This window comes from Acetobacter nitrogenifigens DSM 23921 = NBRC 105050 (genome assembly GCF_000429165.1).
In the GTDB taxonomy this organism is placed as follows: domain Bacteria; phylum Pseudomonadota; class Alphaproteobacteria; order Acetobacterales; family Acetobacteraceae; genus Acetobacter; species Acetobacter nitrogenifigens.
This window is the reverse complement of the sequence record NZ_AUBI01000019.1, coordinates 40,694-53,605: the sequence shown is the minus strand read 5'-3', so window position 1 is coordinate 53,605 and position 12,912 is coordinate 40,694. Positions and strand designations below refer to the sequence as shown.

The 12,912-nt window shown below is 60.3% G+C and carries 14 protein-coding genes and 1 tRNA gene; 5 read left to right on the top strand and 10 right to left on the bottom strand.

Going from position 1 to position 12,912, the window contains the following annotated elements:
• Window positions 1–334 (top strand): transposase (locus G442_RS0116270; protein WP_084440607.1); only part of this gene is annotated, 334 nt, incomplete at its 5' end.
• Window positions 335–590: 256 nt separating this feature from the next.
• Here G442_RS0116270 and G442_RS0116265 read toward each other — a convergent pair.
• Entirely contained in the window at window positions 591–1,376 is a 786-nt protein-coding gene (locus tag G442_RS0116265; RefSeq protein WP_026398842.1) for an SDR family NAD(P)-dependent oxidoreductase, read from the bottom strand.
• 106 nt (window positions 1,377–1,482) lie between these two features.
• Between G442_RS0116265 and G442_RS22850 the strand changes: the two genes are divergently transcribed.
• Both G442_RS22850 and G442_RS0116255 read left to right on the top strand, forming a co-directional pair.
• Window positions 1,483–2,433: a LysR family transcriptional regulator gene (locus G442_RS22850; protein WP_084440661.1), complete on the top strand. Its 951-nt coding sequence runs from the start codon at window positions 1,483–1,485 to the stop codon at window positions 2,431–2,433.
• Entirely contained in the window at window positions 2,430–2,756 is a 327-nt protein-coding gene (locus G442_RS0116255; RefSeq protein WP_026398841.1) for a YnfA family protein, read from the top strand. Before G442_RS22850 ends, G442_RS0116255 begins: the two co-directional genes overlap by 4 nt.
• Window positions 2,757–2,785: 29 nt before the next feature.
• Here the strand turns inward: G442_RS0116255 and G442_RS0116250 are convergent, their stop codons facing one another.
• Together G442_RS0116250 and G442_RS0116245 are read right to left on the bottom strand one after the other, a co-directional pair.
• Entirely contained in the window at window positions 2,786–3,379 is a 594-nt protein-coding gene (locus G442_RS0116250; RefSeq protein WP_026398840.1) for a CatB-related O-acetyltransferase, read from the bottom strand.
• A gap of 118 nt (window positions 3,380–3,497) precedes the next feature.
• Window positions 3,498–3,887 (bottom strand): winged helix-turn-helix transcriptional regulator, encoded by a 390-nt coding sequence (locus G442_RS0116245; protein WP_026398839.1) that lies wholly within the window; start codon window positions 3,885–3,887, stop codon window positions 3,498–3,500.
• An 82-nt stretch (window positions 3,888–3,969) separates the two neighbouring features.
• Between G442_RS0116245 and G442_RS0116240 the strand changes: the two genes are divergently transcribed.
• Window positions 3,970–4,578, top strand: coding sequence for an FMN-dependent NADH-azoreductase (locus G442_RS0116240; RefSeq protein WP_026398838.1), 609 nt, complete (start codon window positions 3,970–3,972; stop codon window positions 4,576–4,578).
• A gap of 479 nt (window positions 4,579–5,057) precedes the next feature.
• On the opposite strand, the gene G442_RS0116235 is transcribed toward G442_RS0116240, so the two are convergent.
• The 6 genes from G442_RS0116235 to mnmE all read right to left on the bottom strand — a co-directional run bounded on the left by G442_RS0116235 (window position 5,058) and on the right by mnmE (window position 10,805).
• Window positions 5,058–5,133, bottom strand: a tRNA-Lys gene (locus G442_RS0116235).
• Window positions 5,134–5,220: 87 nt separating this feature from the next.
• The gene (locus G442_RS0116230; protein WP_026398837.1) at window positions 5,221–6,114 is read right to left on the bottom strand and encodes a ParB/RepB/Spo0J family partition protein; all 894 of its coding nucleotides are present in this window, start codon (window positions 6,112–6,114) and stop codon (window positions 5,221–5,223) included.
• Window positions 6,114–6,905: a ParA family protein gene (locus G442_RS0116225; RefSeq protein WP_026398836.1), complete on the bottom strand. Its 792-nt coding sequence runs from the start codon at window positions 6,903–6,905 to the stop codon at window positions 6,114–6,116. Before G442_RS0116225 ends, G442_RS0116230 begins: the two co-directional genes overlap by 1 nt.
• A gap of 55 nt (window positions 6,906–6,960) precedes the next feature.
• Window positions 6,961–7,557, bottom strand: coding sequence for a 16S rRNA (guanine(527)-N(7))-methyltransferase RsmG (rsmG, locus tag G442_RS0116220; RefSeq protein ID WP_026398835.1), 597 nt, complete (start codon window positions 7,555–7,557; stop codon window positions 6,961–6,963).
• Window positions 7,557–9,419 (bottom strand): tRNA uridine-5-carboxymethylaminomethyl(34) synthesis enzyme MnmG, encoded by a 1,863-nt coding sequence (gene mnmG, locus G442_RS0116215; RefSeq protein WP_026398834.1) that lies wholly within the window; start codon window positions 9,417–9,419, stop codon window positions 7,557–7,559. The genes rsmG and mnmG overlap by 1 nt, the downstream gene beginning before the upstream one ends.
• 12 nt (window positions 9,420–9,431) lie before the next feature.
• Window positions 9,432–10,805 carry a tRNA uridine-5-carboxymethylaminomethyl(34) synthesis GTPase MnmE gene (gene mnmE, locus G442_RS0116210; protein ID WP_084440660.1) on the bottom strand — a complete coding sequence of 458 codons (1,374 nt, stop codon included), beginning with the start codon at window positions 10,803–10,805 and terminating at the stop codon, window positions 9,432–9,434.
• A 131-nt stretch (window positions 10,806–10,936) separates the two neighbouring features.
• Here mnmE and G442_RS0116205 point away from each other — a divergent pair, with 131 nt between their 5' ends.
• On the top strand, window positions 10,937–11,407 hold the full coding sequence (locus G442_RS0116205; RefSeq protein WP_026398832.1) for a methylated-DNA--[protein]-cysteine S-methyltransferase: 471 nt from the start codon (window positions 10,937–10,939) through the stop codon (window positions 11,405–11,407).
• Between the two features lie 129 nt (window positions 11,408–11,536).
• Here G442_RS0116205 and G442_RS22845 read toward each other — a convergent pair whose 3' ends face one another.
• Window positions 11,537–12,886 carry an MFS transporter gene (locus G442_RS22845; protein ID WP_051292435.1) on the bottom strand — a complete coding sequence of 450 codons (1,350 nt, stop codon included), beginning with the start codon at window positions 12,884–12,886 and terminating at the stop codon, window positions 11,537–11,539.
• Between the last annotated feature and the right edge of the window lie 26 nt (window positions 12,887–12,912).

Below are 12,912 nucleotides of genomic sequence, written 5' to 3'. Positions count from 1 at the left end.
GGACTATAAAGCCGTAACTGCCCTGCTGGAACTTCCGGCTCCAAACCCCAGGGCCATGCTGGCCGATCGGGGTTATGACAGCGACAGTTTCCGCCAGGACCTGCTGATCCACGGGATCCTGCCGGTTATTCCCTCACGAAAAGGCCGCAGTGTTCCACAGAAAACAGACTGGCGACGTTACAGGGACCGCAACCGCATCGAGCGGATGTTCAACCACCTCAAGCAGATGCGCCGCATTGCGACCCGCTACGACAAGACCGCCCTGTCCTTCATAAGTTTCCTCAATATCGCCGCAGCAAGGCTCTGGATTGGATCTTTTGTCAACGGGACCTAGTCGAACGCAACAGTCGAATCAGACAATGCGCTCGATTACCCAAAAGCGACGATGGTTGACAGTAATATCTACCTCCGCCTTTTGCTCAGATACCCTAGACCATCGGTGACCCTCACCCGGGGGCTTTATCGTATGCTCAGCAGGGCAAAAACATCGCCTATCCTCCGCCTGCCACTGCGGAGGGGCGACCCCACGCCGGACGAGGCCGGATGGCTCAGTCGTCAAGGGTGAGTACGTCCAGAACTCTCCAAATTCGTCAGGCTATTGTAGGCACGATTCCACCTTCGACACGAATGGCGGCGCCATTGGTGACCGCTCCCAGGGGACTTGCCAATAACGCGACCTGCGCCGCGACTTCGTCTGCGTCGATAAGGCGGCGAATTAGAGAAAGAGGGCGCATCTTGGCGAAGAACTCTGCCTCCCGGTCGGCTTCAGGGGCGTCTTTGTCATCGACGACGGAGCGGATGAACTCGACGATTCCCTCGGAGCGCGTCGGGCCTGGCATGACGGAGTTCACCGTAACCTTCGTGCCTCGTGTTTGCTCCGCAAGCCCTCTGGCAATCGCAAGTTGCGCTGTTTTGGTCATGCCGTAGTGGATCATTTCCTGAGGGATCACCAGAGCGCTTTCACTCGCAATGAAGATAACCCGTCCCCAGTTGGCGGCCAGCATTTGCGGAAAATAATGGCGGGTCAGCCTCACGCCGCTGATGACGTTGACTTCGAACAGGTGTCGCCAATCGTCGTCGGTGATCTCCGTGAATGGCTTGGCTTCATAGATGCCGAGATTGTTGATCAGAATATCGACCTGAGGGACAGCGGTAATCAACGCTTCGGCGCCTTCGGCGGTCGCAGGATCAGCGAGGACGCCTCGGGCGATTCCCTTGGCAGCGACCAGTTTCACCGCCTCGTCCAGTTTTGCTTGCGAACGACCGCACAGGATTACGTGGGCGCCTTCTTCCGCAAAACGCTCGGCTATCGCCAGTCCGATGCCGGCTGTCGACCCAGTTACGAGCGCTGTTTTTCCCGTGAGTTGTAAATCCATGATCTGCTCCCTGATGGTTCGTCATGCAAGACATTAGTGCAGTGGACTTTAGATGATTAGAATGCACGTAATCACGATAAAAGTGCATTTTAATCATGAGTTGAAAATGGATAACCGACTGGGAGAAATGCTGGTTTTTCTGGAGGTTGCGCGGACGGGAACGTTTGCCGCTGCGGCTAAGTCATTGCGCCTGACGCCATCAGCGGTCAGCCGCGCGATGTCGCGTCTGGAAACCCGTCTTGGCGTGCAACTTGTGTCACGCACGACGCGCTCGCTGGCGCTGACCCCGGAAGGCGAGTCCTACCGAGCGCGTGTTTCAGGGCTTGTTGAAGAACTGGATGATGTTGAACGCAGTTTTGGAAAAGAAGCGCAGACTGCGCGCGGCCCGTTGCGCATTAATGCATCCGTGCCGTTTGGCGTTCATGTTCTGCTCCCCTTGCTGCCCCGATTCATGGAATGTCATCCGGGAATAACCCCGTACGTCGACCTTACGGATTCTGTCGTCGATTTGGTGGACCAGCGCGCAGACGTGGCGTTCAGAGTTGGGCCATTGCGTGATTCGAGTCTGCTGGCGCGCAAGATCGGGCGGAGTGGTATGGCGGTCGTGGCGAGTCCGGATTATCTCGCCCGTTATGGCCATCCATCACGGCCCGAGGATCTGGAGCGGCATTTGTGCTTGAGGTTCAGCTTTCGGCGGACAGTGGACGCCTGGCCATTTCTGATCGACGGCGTTGGGGTCCAGAAGGCTGTAGAAGGCGCATTTTTCGGTAACTCGGGCGAAGTCGTTCGCCTGATGGCTATCGCTGGCGGCGGCGTGGCCAGGCTTGGGCGTTTCCATGTCGCGGATGATCTGGCGAACGGGCGGTTGGTCGAAATCCTGAAGGCGTTTAATCCGGGCGATCGAGAAGACATTCATGCGGTCTATGTCAGACACGAGCGTCTGGCTTCTCGTATTCACGCTTTTCTCGATTTTTTCTCGGAATCATTCAAGGGAGACGGCTTTGTCGGTGGCGCCTGCAGATCCTCAAATGGGCAGAAAGGTTTGACCCGGCGATGATGACGACCTTGATTTATATGGCTGCCGCTCTTGCCGAAATTGCCGGGTGCTATTCGTTCTGGGCGTGGCTTCGTATGGGAAAATCTGCGGCTTGGCTTGGTCCTGGCTGTATTTCTCTGGTGGTCTTCGCGTTTCTTTTAACGCAGATCGACACCGTCGCCGCCGGCCGGGCCTACGCAGCGTATGGCGGGGTCTACATCAGTATAGCTCTTGTGTGGCTATGGCTTGCGGAAGGCGTCTGTCCGGATCGTTGGGATTTTTTCGGCGCAGGACTGTGCCTGCTGGGCGTTTGCGTGATTCTGATTACGCATCACCGCGCATAGATTTTACGTGCGACGCAGGAGCGGGGAATTCATTCATCGGTGGCCGGTGTTTCATATTTCGTGAGAAACCCTTCGATATCGTCGTTCATCAACGCCTGTAAACGTTCGCGGAGAAGCGTTTCTGACCAGTCCCACCAGGCGATTTGTAAAAGTCGTGCGATGATTGGTTCCGGGAAACGATACCGGATGACCCTTGCCGGGTTGCCGCCCATGATTGCGTAAGCGGGCACGTCTTTCGTCACAACAGCGCCGGTAGCGATGACGGCGCCAGATCCGATCGTCACGCCGGACAGGATGGAGGCTCTCGCGCCAATCCAGACGTCGTGGCCTATGATGATATCTCCGCCGGAGCAGTGATCGTCTACGCCGCCAGCGGCTTCGGGCCAGAAGTGCGAGAGCGTCTTGAAAGGGTAGGTCGTCACAGTGTCGTGCCGGTGATTGCCGAGTATCATCAGCACCTCCGGCCCGATCGAACAGAAGCGGCCAATTTCGAGATTTGCATATTCGGCTTCGATGACCGTCGGGGAACCATATGTGTGCTCACCGATCTTCCACCCCCATTCGGCGATCTGATAAGCAAGAGCGAAGTGCGTCAGCGACGCAAACGCGTTGTTTCCAAACATGCGAAACTCCTGTTTCAACGAGCAGAACGCATTGAACCGTGTGCGACGAATTTTTACGGGTGAGCCGACTGTGCCGGAGGCGTAAACGACGGCGGGCGCAGATCGCGGGCTGGTGTGGTCACCGAGCGTCCTGATCGAAACGGCTGCGGGCGTCGGCGATGCGTTCGCGGTTCGCAAACGCCCAACGCCCGAGTGTCTGTACCGGCTCGCGCAATGAGTGACCAAGGTCGGTCAGCGCGTAGTCGACCCGCGGCGGTATGCTGGGCGTGACTGTCCGGGTGACAAGGCCATCGCGCTCTAACCCACGTAGCGTAAGGGTCAGCATGCGTTGTGAGATGCTGCCGATTGAGCGGCGCAGGTCGCTGAAACGGCGCGATCCGTTGCTCAACTGCATGACCACCAGAACGGACCATTTGTCGCCGATGCGTGACAGGACGTCACTGACCGCACGGCACTGACTGGGCTCATGAACTTCAGTGGCAGGAACAGGGCTGTTCTCAGGTGACAATAATGTGCCTCCTTGTGCGTTCTCGGTGATTACATAATGTGAGTCGGTATTCAAAAGTTACCACAAAGCAAGGGGCGCTTCCATGAAGCTTCTGCACATCGATTCTTCCATCCTCGCCGATCACAGTGTCAGTCGGGGGTTGTCGCGTGCGATCACGGCGAAGTTTGTCGCTGAAATACCGGGGCTTGAGGTCAGCTATCGGGATCTGGCGGCAGACCCGATCCAGCATCTCTCGGGCGGGGTTCTTGCCGCGCAGGGTTCAGAGGGCGAGCCTGATCAGGCGCTGAAAGACGACGTGACGGCAGGCGGGGTTGCGCTGCAGCAGTTTCTTGAGGCGGATATAGTCGTCGTAGGCGTCGGTTTTTATAATCTGAGCGTTTCGAGCCAGCTCAAGGCGTGGATCGACAGGGTCGTCGTCGCAGGAAAGACATTTCGCTACACCGAGGCTGGTCCTGAGGGCCTTGCCGGAGGGAAGCGCGTTATTCTTGCCATCTCGCGTGGGGGTTTTTATGGGGAAGGCAGCCCGAACGCGGCCTTTGAGCATGGCGAAAGCTATCTCCGCGCGGTTTTTGGCCTACTCGGCGTGACGCAGCTTGAAGTGATCGCCGCGGATGGCGTCGCAAGGGGCCCGGAACAACGCGCTACAGCCACGAAGGCCGCTCAGGAGCGCATCGCGGTTCTAGCCGCCTGAAGAACGCTGAGACAGATTGCGCACTAAGAGGCAAAGCGCTGCGTAATTGCATTCAATGAACACAAGGTTGGCGCTCTACAGCGTCAGCCTTGCGTGGAAGTGACGTTGAGTAGGTATCTACTCGCTGTTTCTGGCAGACCCTTTGGCGGTTGCTTTGGTTTTCTCAATATAAATTCAGCATACAAGCGGACGCATCAAGGTTTGGTCGTCGCGAAACCGTTCGCACGAGTTTCAAAAGCAGCAGGCCGTGTAGGAAACATTTTTCGCTGATTCTTTGGTTGAGAAATGGCGTGAATGGAGAACGATAGCTTGCCCCGCGTAGAATGGACTGCGGCTGTACGGGTGTTTTCAGTTTTCGGGAAATTATACCCTTCTTGGGCGTTTCACGCGGGACGCGCGGCTCGTGCGTTTTCTGAGTGCGCCAAGCATTGCCGACCACGGCTAGTCATGTGCAATTTTTAGGGGAATAGTAAAAATCCTGGTGGGCGCACAAGGACTCGAACCTTGGACCCGCTGATTAAGAGTCAGCTGCTCTACCAACTGAGCTATGCGCCCAGGATTTATCTCCACCGGGTGTCCCCGGCGAACAGGCGGGGTTCTATCAGGCGTGAAACAGAAGTGCAAGCGTCTCTTGCGGCTAAATTAGCGATTCAGCAATTCCAGCAGACGATCGAGTTGATCGAGCGTCCGATAGGCGAAGCGGATCGAACCGCCCTTGCCGTCGAACTGAACCTGCACTTTCAGACCCAGTTTGGCGCTGAGATCTCTCTCCAGCATGGCGATTTCCGGATCGCCGCGCTCCGCCCGAATCTTCACCGCTTCGGCGGGCGGGATTTTGCGGTGAGACTGGGCTTTCTGAACCAACGCCTCTGTCTGGCGCACGGAAAGATCTCGCGAGATGACGTCCCGAGCTGCGGCGAGTGGGTCGGGGTGCCCGAGCAATGCGCGGGCGTGTCCAGCCGACAGAGCGCCCCGCGTTACGTCCTGTCGCAGAGAGGGCGGAAGACGCAGCAGGCGCAGCGTATTGGCGACGTGCGGGCGCGATTTGCCAATGGCGCGCGCGAGTTCGTCCTGCGTCAACTGATATTCTTCTATGAGCCTGTTGAAGCCCTCCGCCTCTTCCATGGGGTTGAGGTCGCTGCGTTGCAGGTTCTCCACCAGGGCGGCGGCCATGGCGTCCGCATCGTCGAGATTACGGACCAGCACCGGGATTTCATGCAGGCCCGCTTTCTGTGAGGCCCGCCACCGACGTTCGCCGCCGATGATTTGGTAAACACCTGCGCGTTCAGGGTGAGGGCGCGCCAGAATGGGCTGCAGGACGCCGCGAGCGCGGATGGACTCGGTTAGTTCGTCGAGGGCTTCTGGCTCCATGACCTGTCTGGGTTGAAATGGACCGGGCTCGAGACTTTCGATGGGAAGAGCGGCTATCCCGCCTTTGGGGCCGCCCTGCGGCGCTGCTGTGGGAGCCTGTTCGCCGAGAAGGGCCGCTAATCCTCGCCCAAGACGGGGTCTGGCCGCTTGCTTCGGTGGGCTCATCAGCTTTTCCCCTTCTGTCTGGCGTCGAATCTGGCGAGCAATTCTGTCGCCAGAGCGGTGTAGGATTGTGCGCCGCTTGAACGCGGATCGTAAATCATCACCGGCGCGCCATGGCTTTGCGCCTCGGAAATGCGAATATTGCGCGGAATCACAGTTTCCAGAACGGCCTCGCCGAAAAAGCTGCGGGCGTCAGCTGCGACCAGTTCAGACAGATTGTTGCGCTTGTCATACATTGTCAGCACGATGCCTGCGAGATGCAGCGCCGGATTGAACTGGCTGCGCACGCGTTCCACAGTCTTGGTCAGGTGGCTTATGCCCTCCAGCGCGAAGAATTCGCACTGGAGGGGGGCAATGACGCCATCAGCCGCGACAAGCGCGTTCAGGGTGAGAAGCCCGAGGCTTGGTGGGCAATCTATCAGGATATAGTCAAACCTTTTCCCAATATCCTGTAGCGCCGCCTTCAAGCGGCGTTCGCGGTCGTCCGTCCCGATAAGTTCGATCTCCGCGCCCACAAGATCCGTGTCAGCCGAGATGACCGACAGGTTTGCAACGTCGCTGGGTCTGGCGAGCGACGCGGGGTCCTTTTCTCCCATGAGGAGGGCGTAGGAGCCTTGTTTGCGGGCGTTGAAGTCCACGCCAAGGCCGGTCGAAGCGTTCCCCTGCGGGTCCATATCGATCAGAAGCACACGCCCGGCTTCCTGCGCCAGAGCCGCTGCGAGATTGATCGCCGTTGTGGTTTTGCCCACGCCGCCTTTCTGGTTCGCGATTGCAAGGATGACAGGAGTATTGATGGAGTTTGCCGGACCATTCGGACCGGAGCCGCGTTTTTTGCGCGGAGATGTGGAATCAGACACGTCTGAGATCGCTTATCTTGAGGATGAGGCCGCCGGGCGTGCGGCTTGAAATCTGGTCCACCGACATGTGCCAGCCGGGTGCCGCGTCGGTCAACTCGTCAGGCGCCTGTTTCCCTTTAAGAAACAGGGCATAGCCATCTGGCGCGAGCAGTGGGTGCGTCCAGTCCAGCAGGCGCGGCAGAGGCGCCAGCGCGCGCGCCGTGACGACGGGCGCGGGGTCCAACTGGACGTTTTCTATGCGATCGACAATGACCTGGGAACGGCAGCCTGTAGCCCGGCCAGCCTCCCGAAGGAATGCCGCTTTCCTGTGGTCGGATTCGACCATCGTGACGTCCGCGTCCGCGGCTATGGCCAATATCAGTCCGGGAAATCCGCCGCCGGAACCCAGATCAGTGATGCGCGCGCCACGTTCGACATAGGGAACCAGCTGCAGGCAGTCTTCGATATGGCGCGGCCAAAGATGTGGGACGTCGCGGGGCGATATCAGATTGATGCGCGCGGTCCATCGTAGAAGCAGGTCGGCGAAACAGTTCAGGCGTTCACGGGTTTCACGTGAAACGTCCAGCGGGGCTGCGATTGATGCCGTCATCACGCAGCCTGTCGCAGGTGCGCCAGAAGCGCCATAAGCGCGGACGGCGTCATGCCGGGGATACGTTGCGCCGCACTGAAGTTCGCCGGGCGCGCGCGCTCCAGCCGTTCGCGCATTTCGGAGCTAAGGCCGCCCACGCGTGCGAAGTCGAAATCGGGCGGCACGGTGACGGACGTCTCAGCGTTCAATTGTTTGATTTCGCGCTCCTGTCGGGCGAGATAGCCGCTGTAACGGGCCTCGGTTTCCGTATGTTTCCGGACGCGTTCAGGCAGGTCAGCGAACCACGGAGCCAGTCGATTGGCTACGGACGCGTCAGGGGTGGATGCGAGAACGTCAAACAGGGAGCGTCGCCGCCCGTCCTGTGACACGGTTGCGCCTGCGGCGGCGACCGCCGCAGGTGGCCAGGTTTCGTCGTGCGCGCGCTCCATCGCGTTCGTCAGCGCAGTCTGCGTTTCGTCGTGCAGCTTTGCGCGAAGCGCTCCGACGCAGCCCCAATCGACGCCAATGGGGGTAAGACGCAGATCGGCGTTGTCTGCGCGCAGGGTCAGTCGGTATTCGGCGCGCGACGTGAACATACGGTAGGGCTCGGACACGCCCTGCGTCACCAGATCGTCGATCATCACGCCGATATAGGCTTGTCCGCGATCGAGGGTGACTGGGGATGCGTCGCCCGCCTTGCGTGCGGCGTTGATCCCGGCGAGCAGACCTTGCGCCCCGGCTTCTTCATATCCCGTCGTGCCGTTGATCTGGCCGGCGAGGAACAGGCCGGGCAGGGCGCGCAGTTCGAGTGTCGGAGCGAGAGCGCGGGGGTCTACGTAATCATATTCTACAGCGTAACCCGGACGAACGATTCTGGCGTTCTCCAGGCCTGGAATGGTGTGAATCATTGCCTCCTGCACCGATGCGGGAAGGCTGGTCGATATCCCGTTGGGATAGACGAGATCGCCGCCGGGATTGCCGGGCAACGCCTCCGGCTCAAGAAATATCTGGTGTGCGTTGCGTTCCGCGAAGCGAACGACCTTGTCTTCGATCGAGGGGCAGTAGCGCGGACCGCGGCCGGCGATGGCGCCGCCATAGACGGCCGAGAGATTGATGTTCTCGCGGATAATGACGTGCGTGCGTTCAGTGGTGGCTGTGATGCGGCAGGATATCTGCGGATTGGGAAGGGTGGTCGTCAGACGGCTGAACGCCTCCGGTTCGGCGTCTCCGCGATCCTCGGCCAGATCGTCCCAGGCGATGCTGCTGCGATCCAGCCGTGCGGGCGTGCCGGTTTTTAACCGCCCCATAGGAAGCCCCAACGCCTCAAGGCGCTGACCGAGTGCGTTCGCCGGTCGATCGCCGACCCGTCCCGACGGCTCGCTTGCATGGCCTATGTAGATGACGCCGCGCAGGAACGTGCCGGTTGCAAGCACGACGGCTCCAGCCCGCCAGGCGCGCCCGTCTTCGCTGACCACCCCCGCGACCGCACCGTCTCCGTCGAGCATCAGATCGCCCGCCGCGCCGTCTTCGATCGTGAGGTTGGCTGTGTCCTCCAGCAGATTCATGATGGCGCGGCGATAGAGGCCGCGGTCAGCCTGTGCGCGCGGTCCGTGGACGGCGGGGCCTTTCGAGCGGTTTAGCAGCTTGAAATGGATACCCGCCTGATCGGCCGCACGCGCCATCAGGCCGTCGAGCGCGTCGATTTCGCGTACCAGATGGCCCTTGCCGATACCGCCGATGGCCGGATTGCAGGACATAACGCCTACCGTCTCCCGGCTGTGGGTGAGCAGGAGCGTGGATGCGCCGCAACGCGCCGCCGCCGCCGCCGCCTCACACCCGGCATGTCCCCCACCGACGACTATGACGTCGAACCGCTTGTCCACCACGTAGTTCCCTTACTTGCCAATGCAGAACTGACCAAAAACGGTATCCAGAATATCCTCGACGCCGACTTCCCCGGTCAGGCGTCCCAGAGCGCGCATGGCCAGTCTTAACTCCTCGCCGCGCATTTCCGCCCACGGTTGCGCGAGGGCGGCGCTTAGGGCTGCATAAACCTCATCAGCCGCAGCCCGATGTCTGGCCCGGGTGAGAGGCGGCGCCCCACTGCCCGAAGTCAACGCAAGCGCCTTTAGCTCAAGCGTCTCGCGCAGGTCGTCGAGGCCCTGTCCCGTGCGGACGCTGACGCCGGAAACGGATATTTCTCCGAAACGTGCGGGCGCGGGCGCCAGGTCGATCTTGTTGCATACGACAATCGCGTCCGGAAGCGGAGTCGTTTCCGTGTCTGGAGGCGCGTCGGCCGCGAAAATTTGCACGACGCAGTCAGAGTGTTCCACGTGAAACATCGCGCGACGAACGCCTTCGGCCTCGATGGGGTCGCTTGTCTCTCTGATTCCTGCCGTATCGACGAGCGTCACTTTTACGCCGGCGAGCACGATTGCGACCTCGATCGCATCGCGCGTCGTACCTGCGATCGGAGACACAATCGCGGCGTCTCGCTCGGCCAGCCAGTTGAGCAGGCTGGACTTCCCGGCATTCGGCGGGCCGACGATCGAAAATGAAAGTCCTCGCCGAATGCGCTCGCCACGGGCGCCGTCGGCCAGATGTGCGGCAATCTCTTCCCGCAACGCCGTGATGTCGGTGATCAGTGCGTCCTCGACCTCCGGGGGTAAATCTTCATCGGGGAAATCGATCAGCGCTTCCTGACGCGCCAGCACACTACGCAGCCTGTCGGCCCACTCGTGGTAGAGAGCGCTCAGTCGGCCATCGGTCTGCGTCAAAGCCTGTCGCCTTTGCGCTTCGGTCTCCGCTTCTATCAGATCGGCGACGCCTTCCGCTTCGACCAGATCGACTCGACCGTTCAGAAACGCACGCCGGGTGAACTCGCCTGGTTCAGCCGGGCGCGCTCCCTCCGCCACCAGCGCATCGGCGACGGCGGAGATGATCGCGGGGCCTGCGTGCAGATGAAGTTCGAAGCTGTCCTCTCCGGTGTAACTCGAAGGTCCCGGAAACCACAGCACCAGAGCGTCATCCAGGTGATCATTCTGCGTCGCTGCATCGCGCCACAATTTTCGCAGGACGGCGCGGCGTGGCGTGGGCGGTCCGCCGAGCATCCGCGTCAGGATGGCTCCGCACCCGTCGCCGCTTACGCGCATCACGGCGATAGCGGCGCGTCCGGCTCCGGTCGCGAGCGCGAAAATCGTAGGCGCTCTGCGGTCCGGTGTTTCGTTATCTCGCGTTTCGCCGCTTCCGGCTGGCGTGGCTTTGATCATGCGTGCGTCGTCCAGATAGAGGTGGCGGGCAAAGCGGACTCTTCTTTCGAAGACGACCCTTTCGCTCTCGTGGCGCAAAGAGATACCATGCGGCGACGCCATAGCGAGCGTCGCGCATAAAGGCCATCATCATGCCCCAACTCTCTCTGCACTCACCGCTCGGACCGCTTACCTTGTCGGAGGAAGACGGCGCTATCATTGCTTTGGATTGGGGGTGGGGACGCGACCAGACTGAAACCGACGTGCTGGTGGCGGCGCGGGAATGGCTGGATAAGTGGTTTGACGCGCCATCTGACAATATTCCCTTCAGATTAGCCCCGTTCGGGACGCCATATCAGAAGAGGGTATGGGACGAGCTTCTGAAGATACCGGCGGGCGAGGTGAGGACTTACGCTCAGGTTGCCGCGGCGGCGGGGGGATCGTCGCGATCCGTGGGGCAGGCGGTGGGGCGTAATCCGATCCCGATCCTTATCCCCTGCCATCGCGTGGTGGCGGCACAGGGGATAGGTGGATACTCCGGGGACGGCGGTACGGACGACAAGGTCTGGCTGCTCGAACTGGAGGGCGCGCCGATTACTGGGATCCTCCGCGATCAGTCCTGACCGGTGGCAGAGTTTCGTCGCGTGACAGCGCGTTCCGAGCGCTTCTAGAATCCACTTGTTGGGCCGGTTTTGACTCGCGCGTTTTTATCAGGCTTCGCGTAGGAGGGGCCCAGAATGTTCAAGGCTGCGCTACGCCTCCGTTGAGAGGCGTCTGTCGTGTGTTGCTGCTTTCTGACCCGGCCACTGCGCGAAACGGAAAGCCACGATCAATCCGCCCAAAAACGCAAGCAGGGCTGCGAACGCGACGCCGTAGTCGAGGCTGCCGGTGGCGCTCTTGATGACGCCCAGCACAGACGGCGTGACGAAACCGCCCAGCCCACCGATCATGGTCACCATCGCAAGTCCGGCAGGCGCGTCGTCAGGCTCCAGGAATTCTCCCGGGATCGTAAAAAATACAGCGTAACCACCGTAGATCCCGAAAGCGATCATCGACAGAAACAGGATGGACAGCGCGGCGGAGAGATGAACGAACGCCAGAAGAAAAGCGCCGGTCGAGATGAGGCCCGCGCAAACGACATAATGCCATGCGCGCTCGCGACGAAAGTCGGATGACGCGCCGATGAGATACATCCCGACACCGCCGACAAGATACTGGATGATCGAGACGAATCCGACCGTGCCTGCGTTCTGGACGCCAAGCGAGCGGATGATCGATGGTCCCCAGAGAGATAGAACTGAAACGGAGGACATCAGGGTGAAGTAGGCGAGCGCCGCCATGTATACGCGAGCATCGGTCCACACGGACTTATGTGGAGCGGCAGGCGCGCTGTTTGTGGCGACGGCCCGGGAGCGTGAGACCTCATGGATAATGTAGTCGCGTTCCTCCGCCTTAAGCCAGGAAGCGGTTCTCGGGGAGTCCGCCAGACTGAAGAAGGCGACGACGCCCGCGATCACCGCCATGGCCCCGCCGACGATGAACAGGATTTGCCACCCACGCAGGCCGAGCATCTCGGCGTGGGACATGAACCCTCCGGCCAGTAGCCCCCCGACGATGCCTGAGGCTGGATTGGCGAGCATGCAGAGGGCGTAAGCTTTGGCCTTGCGATCTCCTGGGAACCAGTAGGTGAGATAGAGCAGGAGCCCGGGGAAAAAGCCGCCCTCCGCGGCGCCCAGCAGAAAACGCGCCACATAGAACTGCAGCGGCGTCTTCACCAGCGCTGTCGCCATGGTCACGACGCCCCAGAACGTCATAATGCGCAGGAGCGTTCGCCTAACCCCCGTGCGGTGAAGCCAGATGTTGCTGGGCACCTCGAACAGGATGTAGCCCACAAAGAAAACGCCCGCGCCAAAACCATAGGCGGCTTCGCTAAAGCCCAGATCGGATAGAAGTTGCAGTTTGGCGTAACCGACATTGGCGCGATCGATCATGGCGATCAGATAGCAGATAGCGAGAATCGGGATGATGCGAAAAGCGACGCGACGGTAGAGTGCGCCTCTTTGAAGTGCGTCGTCGTTCGTTAAGGCGGTCGTTATTGTCATTATTGTTCGCCTGTTATGAAAGCCGC